Genomic DNA, 21,127 nt, shown 5'->3' with positions numbered 1-21,127 from the left:
CTGGACGCAGCCCGCTCTGCGCGGAAGCCGAAAACGGAATTGACCCACAAAACAAGGAGAGACACGACCATGGATACTTCACTCAAGAACTGCGCTTCGATCCTGGCTCGTACCCTGCCGTTGCCGGGCGTGGTCTGCTGCGCCCTACTGCTGGGCGGTTGCGCGGGCTTCGGGGCTCCAAGCTCGAAGGTCGCGGCCCAAACCAAGGTCGAGTACTACCCGCAATGCTATGAGCCGGTCAGCCAGCTGCGCAGTTCCGACAAGTCGATGACCAAGTCGGTGGCCACCGGCGCCATTGCCGGTGGCCTGCTCGGCGGCCTGACCGGGGCCCTGGTCGGCAATAGCGGCGATGCCGGCCGCAATGCCCTGATAGGCGCCGCCGCCGGGGCCCTGGTCGGGGGCGCGACCGGCTACTACAGCGAACGCCAGAAGCAGATCAGCGACGACCGTGCGCGCATTGCTTCCTACGCCAGCGACATCGGCCAGAGTACCGGCGAAATCGACCGCAGCATCAGCTACACCCGTACCGCGCAGAACTGCTACCAGCGTGAGTTCACCTCACTGCTCAATGCGCGCAAGGCGAAGAAGATCAGCGACAGCGAAGGGCGCCTGCGTCTGGCCGAGATCGTCAGCGGCCTGAAGGAAACCAACGAGCTGATGGCCGCCGTGGATGGGCGTGCCGGCGAGAGCATCGATGTCTACACCCAAGCCTATGAGAAAGACCTGCAGACGGTCGGTGTGCAACGCCAGGACGTTGCTCAGGTGGCCGCTGTGAAGCCTCCGGCCGCCACCGACAAGAAGGCGGCGACCCGCAAGAAGGCCGGCGCCAAGACAACGACGAAGACGGATGTGCCCAAGGAAGCCGTCACCACCGAGCGCACCTTGCAGCAAGCCACGGCCAAGCGTGCGGAAGGCCAGAAAATCGCTGCCCGTGGCCAGACCATGGTCAACGACGTGTGCAGCAACCCCGACATGGGGGACTGGGCACCGCCTGCCTGCTCGAAAGCCTGATGCGGGAAAGGGCCTCTTTCCAGGGTTTGGGTGAGCCGATTGGAAGCTCAATCTGTTTGACGACGGCGTCCTTGAGGTCGGCGCGGCCAGCCCAACAATGATTTTCTGGAGGTCGACGGGGTTGGGGGTAGAGGTGCCGTTTTTTTGATTGGGCGGCGGGTCACATCCACGGCGATGCTGGCTCCTGAGGGAATCGGGAGCACAGCATCCGGGATCAGATAGGTGCTTTGAATATGGGGGTCATGGGGCAGTCAGAATTTATCTGAAAACCATAAACCACCACCCGCTTGGCACGCTAAAAGGAAGATGAAGGGTTCTTTTGAAAGTATCAGTCAGGGGCACTGGTGACGTCAGTGGTGATTATTGCTCGACAGGCATATCAAGTTCGTTGTGAGCTTTTAATAAGCGCCTGTTCGATTGACAGTGAATGCCGCAGGTGTATTCGATAAATGAATGCTCTGCATTTTCATGCCGGGCAATATTGTATTTCTGAAAAGGCAGCATGGCTCTTCGCATCGGTGACTGATCCAGTATGTTCTTGAATGTGGCGCTTGAGTCATCAGCAATCCAGAGTCGTCTTACTTTTCTTTTCTTGTTGCCATCGATGAATTTGTGACGAGCGTGCAGGACTCTCAGGTTATCCATGACCAGAATATCCCCAGGTTCAAGGCTGATAGGGGTGATGTAATTCTCGTTGCTGGAGTAGTGGTTCTGGATGTAGTTGAAAGCAGCGTTGGCCCATTCAGGAATGAAGGCGGTGCTGTCATACCTGTAACGGATTCTTAATGTGTCGTCATCGATTTTTTCGAATACCGCGCAGTCTATGGACAACAAGTCGTCCCGGCAGTAGGTGACACTGCCGCTGGTCATCAATATCTTCAATGTGTCAGCATGATTTGAAAGCAGGTCATTGTAGATTTTCTGCCCGTCAACCAGGAAGTTGTCTCCGCCAGACTCAGGCTTCGAAACACACTGGAGGATGACGAACTTGGGCGGCGTTATTTTTTTTGCCGTGCCATCTACATAGGCCATCCCATTCAAAAAAGACCCGTCGGTATGCGGGAAGAAATCGCTCGACAGTTCACCATGGTAATCATCCTTGAAGCTTTGCCAGTCCTTGTTTATTGGCTCGCCGCCGCCCACCACACCATGTTCATCGGACTTCGTATGGAACTGAATCAGTCCAAACTTGCCCGCCGTCTCTCTAAAGGCTTCGAGAGAGTGGTCTTGAGGCTTGATAACGCAATATCCATGTTCTTTAAGAAAAAGGGAGATTCCTTTGTGGTCAAAAAAATCAAACTTCTTGCTTATAGTCATTTCACACTCCTTGTCTTGATGGAAAACTTTTACATGCCATTAAAAAAATGATCGAAGATCATTTTCAAACCAAAAAACGTCACCCCCGCTTTCAAAAGCATGGCGCCTACACGCTGCGATATACGGTCTCTGAGAAACCCACCGAGGTACGAGCCGAGGGTGGATGCGGTAATCATGATTAATATGAGATTTGCGTAATCCATGAACGCAAAGCCGGCAATAACAAAGGCCGCGACCTTCAATCCGTGCAGCACGCTCATTTGCATGGCGTGGGTTACGATCACTTCATTTTTATTAATATTCATCTTCATCAGGATGGGCTGTGATATCAAACCGGTTACAGCCACGAAAAGTGAAAGAAATGTTTGAAAGAAGCCCACGATCGCAAAGTTTTTAAATACAAAACCCAGGCGTGAGACGATCTTGGTCCAGGTGATTGCCAGAATAAAAAAACCGAGGATCAGTGACAGATATTGTTCGGGGAATTTCCCGATGAAGAAATAGCCTATGAATGCTCCGACAAGACAGCCGATAACATATCTAGGCAGGATCTCTACTTTTGCACTCTTGTAGTCAAAGACGAATCTGCTGCCATTGCTCACCATTTGAATCAAACCGTGAACCGGTACAACCGCAGAGATGGGGATGAATTGAGGCATCACCGCAAGCAATCCAATCCCGCCGCCAACACCAATGGCTGCCGTCATGAATGAAGTGATAAAGCTGACGCCCACCAACAGATATAAACCATCAGAGAGTTCGAGCATTATTGGTTCCTGTCCAGTTTTATTAAGGTTTAAACGTGCATCGCGATGCGTTGGCTTTTCACGGAGTTACTTATTCCTAGGCAAACGCCTATGACCGCTCTGGAATAATCAGGCGCTTCAAGGCGAACTCAGTCATTACTTATTTGCAGGTAATGAAATGATCGGAAATGCGTAGTCCGTCTGTCTGTTTCAGATTCCTGGCCACGGCGAGCTTTTGCTCTGTGGATGTTGCTTGGTTGCCAGCCGGATACTTTTTTCAACGCGACAAGGTTTCCGCCCCCTGTTCAAACGGGGCGTAAAGTCTGGCTGATGCGTGAGTATGGGGTTGGTGTGACAGGCCGTAGCCGAATCACTCTGTTCATGTCGGAAAGTCAGAGTCTCATCAATACGAAGTTGATGGTGTGTTGCGTTGACTCACTTCCCTTGCGGGTGAAAGTCTCCCTTATATCAATAGTCAACCCTTTCACCCGGGCACGGTCTGCCGAGTCAAATGGCGGGGCCATGTTGTCGGCGAAACGATAAGTGTGTGCTAGAGGCTATCGCCATTTAATAAACTGAGAGGCTCTATGCCATGACTAAAGTTTTCGTCGGTTGCAGGGGGTAGAACATTCATATGTTTTACATCCCTGTCCGACACTGTCATGGCGAGCCATCTCAGACAAAACGCGATTCACTTCTCGGGCAGGGCCCAGGCGATGATGCTGTCACCCAGCTTGGTTGGAATCCGGTCATGACCGCCGACCACGGCCACGACGTACTGTCGGCCTTGGCTCATGTAGGTCAAGGGTGAAGCCTGATTGCCTGCGGGGAGGCGTTCCTCCCACAGCAGTTCTCCACTTTCACTGTTATAAGCCCGCATGAAACGATCGATGGCGGCACCGATAAATGTCACGCCTCCGGCTGTCGTCACGCCCGTCGCATCGCTCGGCGTACCGATTTCGAAGCGCATCCGAGAGGCGATTCCCCAAGGCCCGCTGTCATACCCCGTACCGAACGGGCGGCTCCAGACGACATCGCGCGTGCGCAGGTCGATACCGGCAATGAAGCCCCAGGGTGGCGCAATGCACGGCTGGTCAAGGGAGGACATCCATGGATCTTTGATGGCGCCGTAAGGCAGCCCGGCCTGGACGCGGAAGCCTTGGCTGTTGCCCGGCGATTCCTGGAACGACTTGGCATTGATGGCGTCGAGTTGTTCGCGGGGAACCAGCCCCTGCATATAAGGGAGCCGCTGGTTATTGATGATCAGCAGGCCTCGCTTGAGGTCGACCATCACGCCTCCCCAGTTCAATCCGCCGTGATGGCCAGGGAAAATCAGGCTTTGCTGGCCTACGACCGGCGGGGTGAAGATCCCTTCGTAGCGTGCCTGGCGAAACTCGAGGCGACATTGCATCTGATCGAAAGGCGTCAGCCCCCAGGCATCGGCCTCGGTCAGTACTTCCGGGGTTTTCGATGGGCGCCCCATGGTGCTCGGCATATCGGGCGAAAGTGGCTGGGTGGCCGCGGTGTAGTCTCCGGGCGCGGTTCCCTGGGGCACGGGAGATTGCACGACATCCACCAGCGGTTCGCCGGTGGCGCGGTCAAGCACGAACAACTGGCCGGATTTGGTGGCTTGAATGACGGCCGGGCGTGGCCCCGTGGCGGTAGGGAAGTCAATCAGACTGGGTTGTGGGCTCAGGTCGTAGTCCCACAGATCGTGGTGAACGGTCTGGAAATGCCATTTGACCTTGCCAGTGGCCGCATCCAGCGCGACCAGGGAGGAGCTGAACTTGTCCTCTTGTTCGGTGCGAGTACCGCCATAGAAGTCGCCGGCTGCGTTGCCGGTGGTGATATACACCAACCCGAGTTCATCGTCGGCGGAAAGCGGTGCCCAGGAGTTGGGTGTGCTGAGGGTATAGGTCTCGTCGTCGCGAGCGGGAGCATGGGTGTCCGGACGACCCAGGTCCCAGGCCCATTTCTGTTTGCCGGTGACAGCGTCGTAGCCGCGTACCACGCCCGAGGGGGCAGGGCGTACATCGGAGTCAAGGACTCGGCCTCCGGTGATCACCACTCCGCGAATGACGGTGGGGGCGGAGGTGATGCCCGTCGAACCTTTCCTGAAGGTACCCAGGCCGTCTTTCAAATCCGCAAAACCAGCGTTGCCGAAGCCGGGGCACGCCTGGCCCGTCAAGGCGTCTACCGCGCCCAGGCGAATATCGTTGGTGCCCCAGATGATGCGTGAGGCGCACAGGCCGCTGGCATTGGGCACTTCGAAATAGGAGACGCCACGGCAGTAGGCACCGCCATTGGCGAAGTAATCCGGGTCGACTTTGGAGTCGAACCGCCAGTTCTCCTTCCCGGTGGTGGCATCCAGGGAAATGATGATTTGCTTCGGAGTGCAGGTGTAGAGCGAGTTGCCCACCTTGATCGGTGTGGCCTCGTTCAGGTACTTGGTCTTTTCGCCGGGTTGCTTCACGTCGCCGTGGTGGTACTCCCAGGCCTTCACCAGGCCTGACACATTCGAGGGGGTGATTTGCGATGCGGCGGAATAGTGGTTGCCCAGGTTGGAGCCTGCATAGGCGGTCCAGTTGGTCTCGTCGTGTGACGCGGCAATATTGCCGTCCGGTGAGGTCACCGTATTGCGACTGAAGGCTTGTCCGGGACGCGTCGTGGCGAGCGTCGAGTCGGCAAGGTGAACGGTGTCCGGGAAGAACAGCGGCACCAGGATCGTGCCGCCCATGAGGATCGGCAACAGGCCCATGATGGTGAAGTAATGACTTCTGCTGACGTTGGCAAAGTCACGCCGCACCACGGGCCAGAAAGCCAGGAACGGAACGCTGAGAACGGCCAGCCAGGCCAGGCGTGGAATGAAGGCCCAGCCGTTGTACCCGGACTCCCAGATCGCCCAGGCGTAGGTGGCCAGAGCCGCTGCGCCATACAGGTAGAGGCCGAGGGATTTTTTCAGGCCGATGAGGAGGGCCGATAGCAACAGGGCGGTGCCCATCATGGCGTAATAGGGTGATCCGCCAGCACTCACCAGGGCGCCGCCTTTATAGGCCAGTGTCACTCCAAGCAGGGCAACCAATACGGTGTACCCCCCGAACAGAAGGTTCGAGACTCCCGCCCCTCTACCCAACGTCCTTTCGTTCATTGCAATCATCCCTGTGTGATTCGATATGGCTACGTTTCCGAGCGGCGCGCATAATTGCTCATTGTGATAATGAAATACAATATGCGACGAAAAATTTAGCTGAATCGTCGGGATGAGCGGTATTTTTGTATTTTGTGTTGAGTTAAGACAATCGTGATAAGCTGGCCGGCGGATGATTGGAGCGCTCCGACAAAGCCTCGATCAGTCATCGGGTGTCAGGGGGGCGCTCTATATCCCCTCATCTGGCATGACGTCCTGTTGAGTCTTGAGACGACCTACTTCGTCGAGATGCTTCCAGAGAAATTGCGCGGCTTCTTCGCGCCGATCAGATTCGATGAGGTCGAGCAAATGGATGTGTTCCTGGCATTGCGCCATAAGACGGGTGCGATCGACGTTGGCCTTGTAGCCGATGAAGCGCCTGAGCTGATTTTGCTGGCGTATGGCATCGATGAAAAAGACATTGCCGGAGCACTGCACGATCAGTTCGTGAAACTGGGCGCCCACCTGGAACAGCTGGGCACGGGACAAGGTCTGGATATCCCCGTCGAGCATGGCCTGCTGTTGCTGCCTGGCCTGGGCGAACGCGGCGTGATTGACCTGATAACCAGGCTCGAGCAGGGCAGCCGGCTCGATGGCCATGCGGAAACGGTAGCTCTGGATGTGTGCCTGGGCGTTATGCACGAAGTCCTTCAGACCCCATCCTTGCCCCGGCCTGCGTTCCACCATGGCTTCGCTGGCCAGCCTGTTCAAGACCTTGAGCAACTGCCCGCGCGGTACTTCGTAACGGCGCAGCAGCTGGGCTTCGAAAAAGTGCTCAGGTATCTCGCCACCCAGAATGTCGTCGACCACGCGAAGGTAAAAGTCTTCGAAAGGATCGCTGGCGAGCGGGAAGGTCGTTTCTTGAATCTGCCCGGCGTCTTGTTTCAGAAAGTAGCCTCGGTTGGGTTCCTGAATGGCGAGGCCCCATTCAGCGAGCAAGGCAAACACTCGCCGCACCGGCGAGCGCGAAACACCCAGCGCTTGGGCAAACGTCTGCTCGCGCAACGGCTCACCGGCTTTCATCGAGCGCGCGCGAATCATCTCGATAACGCGGGGGGCCAACTGCAAGGCGAGGTCTTTCTTGATCACAGGCTCTCTCTCGGATGATTGATGTCAGTCCGTTTGCGCTGGGGCGGGTGCCCCCACCGGACTGGAGTTGGAAAATACCATACGAAGGTGTGGGGATCTGCACAAAGCGCACTGGCGGATGGGGCGAACAAACTGATCGAGGTACATGAGCATGAAGGCTCCACGTATTTTCCTGATCCACGCGACTGCACTGGCGATCGATCCGATCGCGACGGCCTTTGCCCGGCATTGGCCGCAGGCACAGGTGATCAATCTGCTCGAAGACTCGTTGTCCCGGGACCGCGTGGAAGAGGGCGAATTGACCGCGAGCATGAAGGCGCGCTTTCTGACGCTGTCCCATTACGCCGTACAAAGCGCAGCGGACGCGATTCTGTTTACCTGCTCGGCTTTTGGCGATGCCATCGACCTGTGCAAGCCCAAGATTGCCATTCCACTACTCAAGCCGAACGAAGCCATGATCAACCTGGCTCTCACGCAAGCATCGCGTATTGCGGTGCTGGCGACGTTCGAGCCGACCATCCCCTCGATCATGGCCGAGTTCAGGCAAGCGGCTGAGCGCAGTGGCCGAGCGCCGGAGGTGGTGCCCTATTTTGTTCCAGGGGCAATGCAGGCGTTGAGTGAAGGGGACAAGGAAGGTCACGATAGCGCCATTGCACAAATGGCCGCTCAGGTCGACGCCTGCGACCTGATCTGTTTCGCCCAGTTTTCAATGACCAGTGCCGCAGGGCAGGCACAGGCCCGCTCGGGTCTGCCGGTACTGACCACGCCCGACAGTGCAGTGCTGGAGATGCGCAGGATGCTCCAGGCTGATGATTTCATTTCTTCCCAGGACGGATGTTTACCCCATGCTCAAGTTTAATGCTCATCTCGGTTTCCAATTCAATGAATGGCCTTTTCTGCAGCGCATCGAGGCCGCCGCCGCGGCGGGGTTTCGGGCGGTGGAGTTTCCGTCGCCCTATGAGTTCGATGCCAGTCTCTTGGCCGACCACTTGGCTCGGCACAGCCTGTCGCTGATTCAATTCGCCGCACCGGCTGGGGTGACCAAAGGCATTGCTGCCTTGCAGGGCAAGGAAGAAGAGTTTCGCGACGGCTTGCGCCAGGCTGTGAGCTACGCCAAGGCGTTGGCTTGTTCGGATGTCCACATCATGTCAGGAGTGACGACACAGGATGAGGCGGCGCTTACCTTCGGGAGCAACCTGGAGTACGCAGTCAAATACTTCGAAGACCAGGGGGTACGGCCGCTTATCGAAGTGATCAGTGCGCAGGCGATGCCGGACTACTACATGTCTGACTTCAACAAGGCGCAGCAGGTGCTGGAGAGCTTTCCGAGTGTCGGGCTGATTCTCGATCTTTACCATGCCCAGCTTCTGACCGGAGATGCAGCCGAGGTTCTGGCCCGGTTTTATGACAGGACCGTCCATGTGCAAATCGCCGACTGCCCGGGCCGTCACGAGCCGGGAACGGGGAGCATGGACTTTGCTGCCTTGTTCGCGGCGCTGGAGCAGCGTGGCTACCCAGGATGGATCGGCTGTGAATACCGCCCCTCCGGCGCTACTGTCGCGAGCCTTGACTGGATCAAGCAGCTAAGTGCCTAGGTTCTGTGCGAAACCTTTTTGAAAAGCTGAATGGGTAGAATCGCCGCCATCAAAGGCAGAAGCCCCCGATGGCCGAGCGAGGCGAACCCAGCGAAGCGTCCTGGGAAATATCGAAGGCTAATCGCATCCAGCTCTACGTGGCGGAGCATCGCTTGATTTACGAAGCGATTGTCTCCGGCGACGAAGAGGCTGCGGCTTTCTACGTTGAAAACCACCTCAAGCGGGTGCAGCGCGATATCAATACCCGCGAGTGACAGGCGGCTGATCGCAATCAGCCGCTAGCGCATAGAAACTCCTCCTCCCGCATGCCTGTTATCCGCTACGAGTGCACCGCTGGTCATCGCAAGATCGGCCGGCCAATTCAGTAACTAGACTCATCGGGATACCCCGGCGCAGCGTGTACTGCAGCTGTCGCTACCGACAATCGGATTCTTCTGTGCGAAGCAGGTGTGCGGCGAACCTGTCGCGCGCCTGGAAGGCCTGTCCCGGCATCCCGCGGCGTCCCTGCAGCAGCCACCTCCCATCCGCCCACTATGGCGTCAAAAGCCCGTGCCAGAGCCCTCTGGTTTCCAAGCCGCGAGGCTCTTGCGCGTGCTTGCGCGCCAGGCCGTTGCCGGGGGCATGCCGGTTGTCCGAGGCGATCCGGCCAATGGCCGCACGCAGCTGTCCGGCGTGATCTAAGCTCCACAAAGGCTGGCCTTTCGAGCAGAGGTTTCAATGCAAAGCACACCAGAAAACAGTCTGAAAAATGCGTTGAAGGTCTGTAGAGACAGCTTTGTTTTCGTCGGCTTTTTCAGTTTCTTCATCAATGCGCTGATGCTGGTCCCGACCTTCTACATGCTCCAGGTGTATGGGCGGGTGATGACCAGCGGCAGCCTGACCACCCTGGCCATGTTGACGCTGATCATGACCCTGCTGGTGATCACCCTCGGCTCCCTGGAATGGGTTCGTTCGCGCATCATGGTCCGGGTCAGTACCCGGCTGGATGTGCTGCTCAGTCGCCAGGTCTACAAGGCCAGTTTCAAACGGGCCCTGGACAGTGGCGGCATGGATGCCTCGGCCCAGTCGCTCAACGACCTGACGGGCTTGCGCCAGTTTCTTTCCAGCAGCGGCCTGTTCGCCTTTTTCGACGCGCCCTGGTTGCCGATCTATATCGCCGTGATGTTCCTGTTCCACCCCTGGTTCGGCTGGGTCGCGACGGGTAGCGCGCTGCTGTTGATACTGCTTGCCTTCGTCAACGAGAAGCTCACGGGGCCGGTACTGGCCCAGGCCAACAAGGAGCATATCGGCGCGACCCTCCATACCACCAAGAACCTGCGCAACGCCGAAGTCATCGAGTCCATGGGCATGCTGGACACCCTGATGGATCGCTGGGGGCGCCGGCAGAGAAACGTTCTGCTGCTGCAATCCCTGGCGAGCGACCGGGGCGGCATGGTCACCACGCTTTCGCGGACTTTCCGCCTGTTGGTGCAATCGCTGGTGCTGGGCCTGGGGGCCTACCTGGCGGTGGACCATCAGGTGGGGGCCGGCCTGGTGTTCGCCGGGGCCGTGCTGCTGGGCCGGGCACTGGCGCCCATCGACCTGATGATCGGCAGCTGGAAGGGCTTTATCGCCGCCCGTTCGCAGTACAACCGCCTGAACGACATCCTCGGCAAACAGCAGGCGCAACCCGAGCGCCTGTCCTTGCCGGCGCCTGAGGGCCAGGTGCAGGTCGAGAACCTGATTGTCACGGCACCTGGCTCGAGCACTCCGATCCTCAAGAACATCAGTTTCAGCGTACCGGCCGGTTGCGTGGTGGGCATCATCGGCCCGAGCGCCTCGGGCAAGTCGACCCTGGCCAGGGCGCTGATCGGCGTCTGGCCGCCGCAGCATGGGGTGGTCCGCCTGGATGGCGCGGACATCAGCACCTGGGACAAGCATGAGCTTGGCCCGTATATCGGTTACCTGCCCCAGGACATCGAATTGTTCGAGGGCAGCATCGGCGAGAACATTGCCCGCTTCGCCGAGATCGATTCGGCGAAGGTCATCCAGGCCGCCAGGATCGCTGGCGTCCACGAAATGATCCTGCTGTTGCCCGATGGCTACGACACCGTCATCGGCAGCGAGGGCTTCATGCTCTCGGCAGGGCAGCGCCAGCGCATCGGGCTGGCCCGCGCGCTGTACGGCAACCCGCGGCTGATCATTCTCGACGAACCCAACTCCAATCTCGACGAGGTCGGCGATCGTGCCCTGGCGGCCGCCATCGGGCAGATCAAGCACACCGGCGCGACCCTGTTCGTGATTACCCACCGCACCAACATCGTGTCGCAACTCGACCGGCTGCTGGTGATGAAAGCCGGGATGGTCGGCCTCTACGGGCCGCGCGAGGAAGTGCTGGCCGAACTCAGCGGGCAGCAACCACCGGTACCCAAACATGCCGGGCCAGTACCGGTGGTGACCAACGTGGCGTCGATCGATGCCCGCAAGGACGATGGCGGTGAATCCTATGCCTAGTCGTCAAATCGAAAGCTTTTCCGACCTGCCGGTGTCCGATCGCAAGGCCCACCGCCTGGGCATGGGCATTGTCGGCGTGACCTTCGGCCTGTTCGGCACCTGGGCGGCACTCGCGCCCCTGGACGGTGCCGCCTACGCGCCGGGGGTGGTCACCGTGCAGACTTACCGCAAGACGGTCCAGCACCTGGAAGGCGGCATCGTCAAATCGGTGCTGGCCCATGATGGCGACATCGTCAAGCGCGACGATCCGCTGATCATCCTCGACGATGCCCAGCTGCGCTCCGAGTACGAGGCGACCCAAAGCCTGCTGATCGCGGCCAGGGCCATGGAGTCGAGGCTGATTGCCGAGCGCGATGGGTTGCCGGCGATCGATTTCGGGCCGATGAGCGATCCGGCCAGCGTGCGGGGAGAGGAAGCGCGCCAGGGCGAGACCCAGGTATTCAACGCGCGGCGGGGCTCGCGGCTGGGCCAGATCGCGGTGCTGCGCGAGCGCATCGGCCAATTGCACCAGCAGATCAAGGGCCTGGAATCGATGATCGCGGTCAAGGTGCGCCTGGAGAAATCCTACAGCGGTGAAATCGGCGAATTGTCCGACCTGCTCAAGCAGGGGTTCGTCGACAAGCAACGCCTGCTCGAGCAGGACCGCAAGCTGGGGATGCTCAGGTCGGAGGTGGCCGATCACCGTTCCACCATCGACAAGACCCGCCTGCAGATCAACGAAACCCAGTTGCAGATCCTCCAGGTCGACAAGGATTTCGATTCCGACGTGGCCAAGCAGCTGGCCGAGGTGCAGACCAAGATCTACGACCTGCAAGAGAAGAACTCGGCCCTGGAAGACCGCCTCAGCCGTATCGTCATCCGCGCCCCCGACGCGGGCATGGTGATTGGCATGACGGTGCACACCATTGGCGGTGTCGTGCGTTCGGCGACGCCCTTGCTGGACATCGTGCCCTCGGTGTCCGAACTGGTCATAGAGGCCCAGGTGGCGCCGGTGGACATCGACCGGATCGCCATCGGCAAGCGCGCCGATATCCGTTTCGGCGCGTTCAATAGCTCGACCACGCCGGTGATCGAAGGCGAGGTCAGCAGCGTCTCGGGCGACCGCTTGACCAACGAAAAGACCGGGACCGCCTATTACCTGGCGCGGGTCCGGGTCACCGAGCACGGCGTGCGTACCTTGGGGGAGCGCAAGTTGTTGCCGGGGATGCCGGCGGACGTGCTGATCGTCACCGGGCAACGCACGCTGTTGCAGTACCTGATGCAGCCGGCCCGGGATGTGATGTCTCAATCAATGATCGAGGAGTGACCCGTGGGAGCGCCGTCAGTTCTGCTAGCGAGTGCATTCATGCTTGCAGCGGGGGCCGCCTTGGCGCAAACCGCTGCGGTAACGTCGACCGGGGTCAATGCCTCGACCTATTCCACCGACCTCATGCAGTTGTATCGCGAGGCGCGGCTGGAGGACCCACAGGTCCTGGCCTCTTTTGCCCAAGCGCAGGCGGGCAAGGAGCATCAACGCGAGGCGCTGGGGGCGCTGTTGCCGCAACTGTCGCTGAATGCCGGGAGAAACCGGATCCACCAGGAAAACGACCTGATCCAGGAGCGCAGTTACGATAGCGAAAGCTACAGCCTGGTGCTGCGCCAGTACCTCTACAACAAGGCCGCGTGGGAGAACTACCAGAAGTTCAAGAGCCTGGCCAAGCAGTCCGAGTCCGAAGCGCTGGACGCCCAGGCCGAGGCCACGGTGGAACTGGCGCGGCGCTACTTCACCGCGCTGGCGGCCGAGGATGAGCTGGAGCTGGTGAGGGCCGAGCGCCGGACCACGCAAAAGAGCCTGGACCGGGTCAACGCGTTGTACGAAAAGCAGATGGCGATGATTACCGACCAGCTCGACCTCAAGGCCCGGGTGGACCTGCTCGCGGCCCAGGAACTGGATGCCCGCAACCAGGCCCGCATCAGCCGCGAGGCGCTGGCGGAACTCGTCGGCCGGCCGGTCAAGGAGAAGCTCAACCGGATTCGCGATGGCGCGCAACTGCGGGTTTCGGCGCAGAGCCTGGAGTCCTGGGTGCGCGATGGCATGGAGCTGAACCCGACGCTCAAGGCCAGCGAAAGCGGCGCCGAAGCCGCGAACGCAGCGTTGCGCAGTGGCAAGGGCGGGCACTATCCGACGGTGAGCCTGAACCTCAGCGCGCAACAGACCAACGAGGGCTACAACAATACCCTGGCGCCACGCACCGACAGCTATGTCGCCGGCATTGGCGTCCAGGTGCCGCTGTACAGCGGCGGCTCGACCTCGGCGCGGGTCCGTGGGCTCTACCAGGACCAGCTGGTCGCCGAGCAGCAGCTGGAAGCGATCCGGCGCCGGGTGGTCAAGGAGATCACCAGCGCCTACCTGACCGCCAATTCGAACGGCGAGAAGATCGACGCCAGTCGTTCGGCCCTGGCCTCGGCCCAGCTGTCCCGGGTGGCGGCGGAGAAGGGGCTGAGCTACGGCATGGTCAATGCGGTCGATGTACTGACCAGCGTGCGCAACGAGTTCCGCGCCCGGCGCGACCTGCTCAAGACGCAATACGAGTTCCTCAGCAACGTCTTCACCCTCAATCGCTGGGCGGGCAAACCGCCGGTGGAAAGTGTCGAGAATGTGAATGCCTGGCTCAGCCCCGGTAGCGCCAGCCAGGCCATGGGCGTTGGCATCGAGGACCAGGAGTAAGACACCGGGGCATTTCTGCCCCGGCTGAAGAATCGCTTGCGCAGAGGACCGGCGTTGAACCGGTGATTTCATGGCGCTGCCGGCCCCGTCGATAAATTGACGCTCTCATTGCCTACTGACTTATCTGCGCGCCATTCGTCTGTTACTTGACGAGCCTGGTGGGGTCCGGCTTTGCCCGCCGCTCGCTCGTGGCGAGCCTAAGAGCTTGATTTGCGGGGGGTAGGGCGCCCCAGGGGAACCTCGACCCAACGACCCGCACCCGGCTTGGGTCGAAGACCGACGGATGGGTTGGCAGGCAGCGCAGTGGGCTGGCCTAGACTCAGTTGAGGGCTCGCGGATGCCCTGCGACACGTGCAAACTATTGATAGTTATTCTTATTTATGCCGTTTCGATAACTTTGCCCGGCTGCGGGAAACCTCCGCAATTTCTGCCTGTACCCTGGGTCGCCAAGACCCGGGCGGGCACGTTTCAGAGCCTTTCGGCGCTCGCATCCGTCCTTCAAGAGCGAGTGGCCGATCAAGGAAGGCCAACGCGTATGAAGGTCATCGTTTTTCAAGGGGAGGCAGGAAGATCATGCCAGACCATACAAAAACGATACGCGTGATGCTGATCGACTGCCGCCCCCTCGTGCTCATGGGGCTCCATGATTTGATCAATGCGAGGAGGCCCCGGATGGAGGTGAGTGGCCAGGCCACCACCTACACCAATGCGCTGGACCTTGCCGATCAGCTGCGTCCCAATGTGATTTTTTTCAGTTTCTTTCCGGATGCGCTGAACCCTCTGGAGGTCGTCGCGGGGCTGACCCGCAGCCCGGAAATGAAATTGCTGGTGCTCAAGGGCCTGTACGAATCCGTTCCGGTTGCCCAGGCGATCGAGGCGGGCGCGCGCGGCATCGTGCTGGCGGAAGACCCGACGGACTCGATCGTCCGGGCCATCATCAAGGTCCACCATCACGACGCCGGACTGGACCGAGCCTGGTCCGGCGGGCTTTCCGGCTATGCCGCGACCCGGCATATACCCGTGCGATGCAACCTGGAGCAGGCGAAGCAGGCGCGGCTGACGCTGCGCGAGCGGGAGCTGATTCGCGCCATCGTCGGCGACCCGTCCGCCAAATACATGAGCATCGCCGAGCGCCTGGGCATCAGTGAGCACACCGTGCACAACCACCTCAGCAACATTTATCAGAAGCTCAACCTGATCAACCGCATCGACTTGCTGATGTACGCCCTCAAGCACGGGCTCACCGACAACGAAGAGCCGCCCGACTCCACGTGGGTGGAACTGAAATGAGCTGATCAAGACAAGGCAGCCTTGTGGCTGGCCTTGTCGCTGTCCAGGCTGCCCGGATCGAGGGTAATGCCGTTCTCGTCGTTTCCTGCCCCATGAATGTGCAGGCATGTCGCCGTGCTCTGTGAGCCTTGGGCTGCCTGGGCGTTTGGCGTGGAGGCGAGTGAGAGCGTTGCGGACGGTAGCGGCAAAAAAAAGCGAGGGTGGTTTCCAGGCCACCCTCGCTTTCATTCGCATGTGCGAGGTTTCAGACGCTGCCCATTACGATATCGGTATTGAGCAGATCGACCCCGACCAGGGTAATGGTGGTGATCTGTCCGCCCGTCTCGGCCACCGTCACGATGCTGTCGGCGCCGGCGTTGTTGATCGACTGCACAGTGGCGCCCGCGTCACCAATGAGCACCACTGCGTCGCGCTGGCCGGCTCCGGCATCGAAGCCTGTGACCTGGTACTGGTTCTCGGCCACTGACAGGTCGATATTGAAGGCATCCCGCTCACCCGTGGTGCCCACCAGCCTGAAGTCGAAGAGCACGTCGGTCGTGTCGTTGGCGAACAGGTTGGCGTCGAACGCGCTGGTCGCCGTGTCGCCATCCTTGTCCGTCACCGTCGCGTTGAACGCCAGCTTGACGTCGCTGGCCAGGCTCTCGGTCTCGTGGGTGAACTCGATCGTCGGGATCTTGATCTCGCCCCGGGCCATCGTCAGCTGGACCGCATCGATCAACGATGTAGCCGATTGCTCGACGGTGAAGGACACCTGTCCACCGGCCTCTGGCGTCAGGGTGTTGACCTCGATCAGGTTGGAGAAGGTGCCATCTTCGTAGAAGACCCTGTAGTACAGGTCCTCGGTGGCCGTGTTGTAACCGCCCACGGAGTTGTCGATAAACACCTTCATGCTCGTCAGCAGGCTTTGCGGGTTGACCACGAAGCTTTCATCGGCCGCGCCGATCGCCGCCTGGTTATCGCCCTGGAGCAGGTTGTTGGCGATGCCGATACCGGCCGTGCTGACGTTCAAGGCCGCCGAGCCGATGTAGGACGGCAGCGGGTTGGTCTGCAACTGTGCTTCGGTAGGGTCGGACGCTCCAAGCCCGATGCCGGTCTGAATGCTGTTCGCGCCGCTTGCCGGAGCCAGCGGGTTGGCACCGAAAAACACGATGTCCTCGCTACCGATGGTCAGCGTGCGCACGGGGTCTGGGCCACCGGCATCCAGCGAGCCGTCGGCACTGCTGAGGACGATGGTCGAGCGGAAGCCTTCCTCCAGGTCCAGCGCATAAGTGCCGTTGGCGTAGGCGCTCAGGGTGTAGTGGACGGTGGTATTGGCCGTTGCCGCGTTGTTGTCGAAGTCACCGGTCAAGGTGCCCGCGAACTGATACGCGCCATTGGCGTCCGGTGACGGCGACTGCTCGACCAGCGTACCGGTGCCGGTGGTGGTCGTATCGTCCGGCCGGACCAGGGTGAACTGGCCGTTCACCAGCGAGATGTCCAGCCCGGTCGCACCCAGCCCGTCGGCGCCGGCGGCCATGTTCCAGTAGCCTTGTTGCGCCTGGTCGGTCCCCGTACCGATCAGGTTGCCGAAGGCCAGGGTTGGCGTGTCGTCATCGACGGTGATCACCAGCTTGTCGGCCGCGGCGGTCACCGTGTCGCCGTCCTTGTCGGTGGCTTGCAGCAGGCTGCCCAGGTTGATCGTCAGGTCGTTCTCGTCGTTGCCGGCCGCGTGATCCAGGGGCTGTAGCAGGCTGAAGGTGTAGGCGCCCGCTACCGTCAGGCTGAGGGTGAACACGTCAGTCGCGCCGGCCTTGGCGGTCAGGGTGCTGCCCAGGACGCTGTAGGTCAGTGCCACTCCACCGGAGCTCAGGGCTGGCAAGCCGCTGGTGTTGCTCGACAAGGAGTAGCTCAGCGGTACGTCGGCCCCGGACTGGAAGATGCCGCTGACGTTGCCGCTGACCGTGGTGACCTCGCCCGGTACGTCGCCGATACCCCCGGCGATGCCATTGGCCAGGCCGTCCTCGTCGACGGTGCCGGCCTCGGCGCTGCCATTCGCCGTTGGCGTGTCGTCATCGACGGTGATCACCAGTTTCTCGGCGGCAGCGGTTACCGTGTCGCCGTCCCTGTCGGTGGCTTGCAGCAAGGTACCCAGGTTGAGGGTGATGTCGTTTTCATCGTTGCCGGCTGGATGATCCAGGGGCTGGAGCAGGGTGAAGCTGTAGTCACCGGCGGCGCTGAGGCTGAAGGTGAACACATCGACGGCACCTGCCTTGGCCGTCAGGGTATCTCCCGCCACGCTGTAGACCAGCGCCACTCCACCCGAGCTCAGGGCTGGCAGGCCGCTGGTGTTACTCGACAAGGAGTAGCTCAGCGGTACGTCGGCCCCGGACTGGAAGATGCCGCTGACGTTGCCGCTGACCGTGGTGACCTCGCCCGGTACGTCGCCGATACCCCCGGCGATGCCATTGGCCAGGCCGTCCTCGTCGACAGTGCCGGCCTCGGCGCTGCCATTCGCCGTTGGCGTGTCGTCATCGACGGTGATCACCAGTTTCTCGGCGGCGGCCGTTACCGTGTCGCCGTCCTTGTCGGTGGCCTGCAGCAGGGTCCCCAGGTTGAGGGTGATGTCATTTTCATCGTTGCCGGCTGGGTGATCCAGCGGCTGGAGCAGGGTGAAGCTGTAGGCACCCGCGGCGCTGAGGCTGAAGGTGAACACATCGGTGGTACCGGCCTTGGCGGTGAGGGTATCGCCCGCCACGCTGTACACCAGTGCCACTCCGCCAGACGTCAGGGCTGGCAGGCCGCTGGTATCGCTCGACAAGGCGTAAGTCAGCGGTACGTCGGCACCCGACTGGAAGATACCGCTGACGCTGCCATTGGCCACGGTGGCCTCACCGGCCACGTCGCCGACGCCACCGGCAATGCCATTGGCCAGGCCGTCCTCATCGACGGTGCCGGCCGCAGCGGTTCCGCTTGCGGTTGGGGTGTCGTCATCGACGGTGATCACCAGTTTCTCGGCTGCAGCGGTCACCGTGTCGCCATCCTTGTCGGTGGCCTGCAGCATTGCGCCCAGATTAAGGGTGATGTCGTTTTCATCGTTACCGGCTGGATGATCCAGCGGTTGCAGCAGGGTGAAGTTGTAGTCACCCGCAGCATTGAGGCTGAAGGTAAACACATCGACTGCGCCAGCCTTGGCCGTCAGCGTGTCGCCGGCAACGCTGTAGACCAGCGCCACGCCGCCCGAGCTCAGTGCTGGCAGGCCACTGGTATCACTCGACAAGGCGTAAGTCAGCGGTACATCGGCGCCGGACTGGAAGATACCGGTCACGCTGCCGCTGGCCGTTGTCGCTTCGCCAGGTACGTCGCCAACGCCGCCGGCGATGCCGTTGGCCAGGCCGTCTTCGTCGACAGTGCCAGCCGCGGCAGTTCCAGTGGCGGTTGGCGTGTCGTCATCGACGGTGATCACCAGCTTGTCGGCGGTGGCGGTCACCGTATCGCCATCCTTGTCGGTAGCTTGCAACATCGCGCCCAGGTTGAGCGTGATGTCGTTTTCGTCGTTGCCCGCTGGATGATCCAGCGGTTGCAACAGGGTGAAGCTGTAGTCACCTGCAGCATTGAGGCTGAAGGTGAATACATCGGTTGCGCCCGCCTTGGCCGTCAGGGTATCGCCAGCCACGCTGTAGACCAGCGCCACGCCGCCCGAGCTCAGCGCTGGCAAGCCGCTGGTGTCGCTCGACAAGGCGTAAGTCAGCGGCACATCGGCGCCGGACTGGAAGATACCGGTCACGCTGCCGCTGGCCGTTGTCGCTTCGCCAGGTACGTCACCGACACCACCGGCAATACCATTGGCCAGGCCATCCTCGTCAACGGTGCCAACTCCAGCGGTTCCATTCGCCGTTGGCGTGTCGTCATCGACGGTAATCACCAGCTTGTCGGCGGCGGCTGTCACCGTATCGCCGTCCTTGTCGGTGGCTTGCAACATCGCGCCCAGGTTGAGCGTGATGTCGTTTTCGTCGTTACCGGCTGGATGATCCAGGGGCTGGAGCAGGGTGAAGCTGTAGTCACCCGCAGCATTGAGGCTGAAGGTGAATACATCGGTTGCGCCAGCCTTGGCGCTCAAGGTGTCGCCAGCCACGCTATAGACAAGGGCGACTCCGCCCGAACTCAGCGCTGGCAGGCCACTGGTATCACTCGACAAGGCGTAAGTCAGCGGTACATCGGCCCCGGACTGGAAGATCGCTGTGACGCTGCCGCTGGCTGTGGTGGCTTCGCCAGGTACGTCACCGACACCACCGGCGATGCCATTGGCCAGGCCATCCTCGTCGACGGTTCCGGCCCCAGCGGCGCCATTTGCGGTGGGGGTGTCGTCATCGACGGTAATCACCAGTTTTTCGGCGGCAGCGGTTACCGTGTCGCCGTCCTTATCCGTGGCTTGCAGCATTGCACCCAGGTTAAGGGTGATGTCGTTCTCGTCATTTCCGGCCGGATGATCCAGCGGTTGCAACAAGGTGAAGCTGTAGTCACCGGCGGCGCTAAGGCTGAAGGTGAATACATCGACGGCACCCGCCTTGGCGGTCAGGGTATCGCCAGCGACGCTATAGACCAGCGCGACTCCACCCGAGCTCAGGGCTGGCAAGCCACTGGTGTCGCTCGACAGGGAGTAAGTCAGCGGTACATCAGCGCCGGACTGGAAGATGCCCGTCACATTGCCGCTGGCCGTGGTGGCTTCGCCAGGCACGTCGCCGACGCCACCGGCGATGCCATTGGCCAGGCCGTCTTCATCGACAGTGCCAGCCTCGGCGGCTCCGGTTGCGGTGGGCGTGTCGTCATCGACAGTGATCACCAGTTTCTCGGCCGCGGCGGTCACGGTGTCGCCGTCCTTGTCGGTGGCTTGCAGCATTGCACCCAGGTTAAGGGTGATGTCGTTTTCATCGTTGCCGGCTGGATGGTCCAGCGGTTGCAGCAAGGTGAAGTTGTAGTCACCCGCGGCATTGAGGCTGAAGGTGAACACATCGGTGGTACCGGCTTTGGCGGTCAGGGTATCGCCAGCGACGCTATAGACCAGCGCGACTCCACCTGAGCTCAGGGCTGGCAGACCGCTGGTGTCGCTCGACAAGGCGTAAGTCAAGGGTACGTCGGCGCCGGACTGAAAGATCCCCGTCACGCTGCCGCTGGCCGTGGTGGCTTCGCCAGCCACGTCACCGACACCACCGGCAATACCGTTGGCCAGGCCGTCCTCATCGACAGTGCCGGCCCCAGCGGTGCCATTCGCGGTTGGGGTGTCGTCATCGACGGTGATCACCAGCTTGTCGGCCGCGGCGGTCACCGTATCGCCATCCTTGTCGGTGGCTTGCAGCATCGTGCCCAGGTTGATCGTGATGTCGTTTTCGTCATTGCCGGCCGGGTGATCCAGCGGCTGCAGCAGGGTAAAGCTGTAGGCACCGGCGGCACTGAAGCTGAAGGTGAATACCTCGGCGCCACCCACGCCTGCATTGGCGGTGAGAGTGTCGCCGGCGACGCTGTACACCAGCGCCACTCCGCCGGACGTCAGGGCTGGCAGGCCACTGGTATCGCTCGACAGGGAGTAAGTCAGTGGCACGTCGGCACCGGACTGGAAGATTGCCGTCACATTGCCGCTGGCCGTGGTGGCTTCGCCAGGCACATCGCCGATACCGCCGGCGATGCCATTGGCCAGGCCGTCTTCATCGACGGTACC

General features: G+C 60.7%; 12 protein-coding genes and 1 pseudogene. 8 read left to right on the top strand and 5 right to left on the bottom strand.

Features of this window, described 5'->3' with window-relative positions:
- Positions 1 to 69 precede the first annotated feature (69 nt).
- Positions 70 to 1,011 carry a type VI secretion system-associated lipoprotein TagQ gene (tagQ, locus tag BMY68_RS21785; protein WP_009044325.1) on the top strand — a complete coding sequence of 314 codons (942 nt, stop codon included), beginning with the start codon at positions 70 to 72 and terminating at the stop codon, positions 1,009 to 1,011.
- Positions 1,012 to 1,371: 360 nt separating this feature from the next.
- Here the strand turns inward: tagQ and BMY68_RS21780 are convergent, their stop codons facing one another.
- From BMY68_RS21780 to BMY68_RS21765, 4 genes are all read right to left on the bottom strand, one after another.
- A complete protein-coding gene (locus BMY68_RS21780) occupies positions 1,372 to 2,328 on the bottom strand; it encodes a TauD/TfdA family dioxygenase (RefSeq protein WP_085530550.1) in 957 nt (318 codons plus the stop codon).
- Positions 2,329 to 2,357: 29 nt separating this feature from the next.
- Positions 2,358 to 3,095 (bottom strand): TSUP family transporter, encoded by a 738-nt coding sequence (locus BMY68_RS21775; protein WP_085530551.1) that lies wholly within the window; start codon positions 3,093 to 3,095, stop codon positions 2,358 to 2,360.
- A gap of 670 nt (positions 3,096 to 3,765) precedes the next feature.
- Complete coding sequence (locus tag BMY68_RS21770; RefSeq protein ID WP_085530552.1) at positions 3,766 to 6,222, bottom strand: membrane-bound PQQ-dependent dehydrogenase, glucose/quinate/shikimate family; 2,457 nt, start codon at positions 6,220 to 6,222, stop codon at positions 3,766 to 3,768.
- A gap of 228 nt (positions 6,223 to 6,450) precedes the next feature.
- Entirely contained in the window at positions 6,451 to 7,350 is a 900-nt protein-coding gene (locus BMY68_RS21765) for a GntR family transcriptional regulator (RefSeq protein ID WP_085530553.1), read from the bottom strand.
- A gap of 151 nt (positions 7,351 to 7,501) precedes the next feature.
- Here BMY68_RS21765 and BMY68_RS21760 point away from each other — a divergent pair, with 151 nt between their 5' ends.
- The 7 genes from BMY68_RS21760 to BMY68_RS21730 all read left to right on the top strand — a co-directional run bounded on the left by BMY68_RS21760 (position 7,502) and on the right by BMY68_RS21730 (position 15,435).
- Positions 7,502 to 8,209, top strand: a complete 708-nt coding sequence (locus tag BMY68_RS21760) for an aspartate/glutamate racemase family protein (RefSeq protein WP_085531537.1) — start codon at positions 7,502 to 7,504, stop codon at positions 8,207 to 8,209.
- On the top strand, positions 8,196 to 8,945 hold the full coding sequence (locus BMY68_RS21755; protein ID WP_009044319.1) for a hydroxypyruvate isomerase family protein: 750 nt from the start codon (positions 8,196 to 8,198) through the stop codon (positions 8,943 to 8,945). Before BMY68_RS21760 ends, BMY68_RS21755 begins: the two co-directional genes overlap by 14 nt.
- A gap of 68 nt (positions 8,946 to 9,013) precedes the next feature.
- Positions 9,014 to 9,199: an FCD domain-containing protein gene (locus BMY68_RS21750; protein WP_009044318.1), complete on the top strand. Its 186-nt coding sequence runs from the start codon at positions 9,014 to 9,016 to the stop codon at positions 9,197 to 9,199.
- A gap of 463 nt (positions 9,200 to 9,662) precedes the next feature.
- Entirely contained in the window at positions 9,663 to 11,438 is a 1,776-nt protein-coding gene (locus BMY68_RS21745) for a type I secretion system permease/ATPase (protein WP_085530554.1), read from the top strand.
- Positions 11,431 to 12,744, top strand: a complete 1,314-nt coding sequence (locus BMY68_RS21740) for an HlyD family type I secretion periplasmic adaptor subunit (RefSeq protein ID WP_009044316.1) — start codon at positions 11,431 to 11,433, stop codon at positions 12,742 to 12,744. Before BMY68_RS21745 ends, BMY68_RS21740 begins: the two co-directional genes overlap by 8 nt.
- Before the next feature lie 3 nt (positions 12,745 to 12,747).
- Positions 12,748 to 14,145: a TolC family outer membrane protein gene (locus BMY68_RS21735; RefSeq protein WP_009044315.1), complete on the top strand. Its 1,398-nt coding sequence runs from the start codon at positions 12,748 to 12,750 to the stop codon at positions 14,143 to 14,145.
- 573 nt (positions 14,146 to 14,718) lie between these two features.
- The gene (locus tag BMY68_RS21730; RefSeq protein ID WP_085530556.1) at positions 14,719 to 15,435 is read left to right on the top strand and encodes a response regulator transcription factor; all 717 of its coding nucleotides are present in this window, start codon (positions 14,719 to 14,721) and stop codon (positions 15,433 to 15,435) included.
- A gap of 244 nt (positions 15,436 to 15,679) precedes the next feature.
- Here BMY68_RS21730 and BMY68_RS21725 read toward each other — a convergent pair.
- A pseudogene (locus BMY68_RS21725) lies at positions 15,680 to 21,127 on the bottom strand (hypothetical protein); the annotation flags it as partial.

Origin of the sequence: Pseudomonas sp. NFACC41-3 (assembly GCF_900109505.1) — a bacterium.
Lineage (GTDB): Bacteria > Pseudomonadota > Gammaproteobacteria > Pseudomonadales > Pseudomonadaceae > Aquipseudomonas > Aquipseudomonas chlororaphis.
This window is presented reverse-complemented; position numbering and strand designations above follow the sequence as displayed.

Excerpts from the sequence above, each read along its gene's own strand:
- BMY68_RS21775 (WP_085530551.1), bottom strand. The coding sequence starts at position 3,095 with ATGCTCGAACTCTCTGATGGTTTATATCTGTTGGTGGGCGTCAGCTTT.
- BMY68_RS21760 (WP_085531537.1), top strand. The coding sequence starts at position 7,502 with ATGAAGGCTCCACGTATTTTCCTGATCCACGCGACTGCACTGGCGATC.
- BMY68_RS21745 (WP_085530554.1), top strand. The coding sequence starts at position 9,663 with ATGCAAAGCACACCAGAAAACAGTCTGAAAAATGCGTTGAAGGTCTGT.
- tagQ (WP_009044325.1), top strand. The coding sequence starts at position 70 with ATGGATACTTCACTCAAGAACTGCGCTTCGATCCTGGCTCGTACCCTG.
- BMY68_RS21780 (WP_085530550.1), bottom strand. The coding sequence starts at position 2,328 with ATGACTATAAGCAAGAAGTTTGATTTTTTTGACCACAAAGGAATCTCC.
- BMY68_RS21770 (WP_085530552.1), bottom strand. The coding sequence starts at position 6,222 with ATGAACGAAAGGACGTTGGGTAGAGGGGCGGGAGTCTCGAACCTTCTG.
- BMY68_RS21740 (WP_009044316.1), top strand. The coding sequence starts at position 11,431 with ATGCCTAGTCGTCAAATCGAAAGCTTTTCCGACCTGCCGGTGTCCGAT.
- BMY68_RS21755 (WP_009044319.1), top strand. The coding sequence starts at position 8,196 with ATGCTCAAGTTTAATGCTCATCTCGGTTTCCAATTCAATGAATGGCCT.
- BMY68_RS21750 (WP_009044318.1), top strand. The coding sequence starts at position 9,014 with ATGGCCGAGCGAGGCGAACCCAGCGAAGCGTCCTGGGAAATATCGAAG.
- BMY68_RS21730 (WP_085530556.1), top strand. The coding sequence starts at position 14,719 with ATGCCAGACCATACAAAAACGATACGCGTGATGCTGATCGACTGCCGC.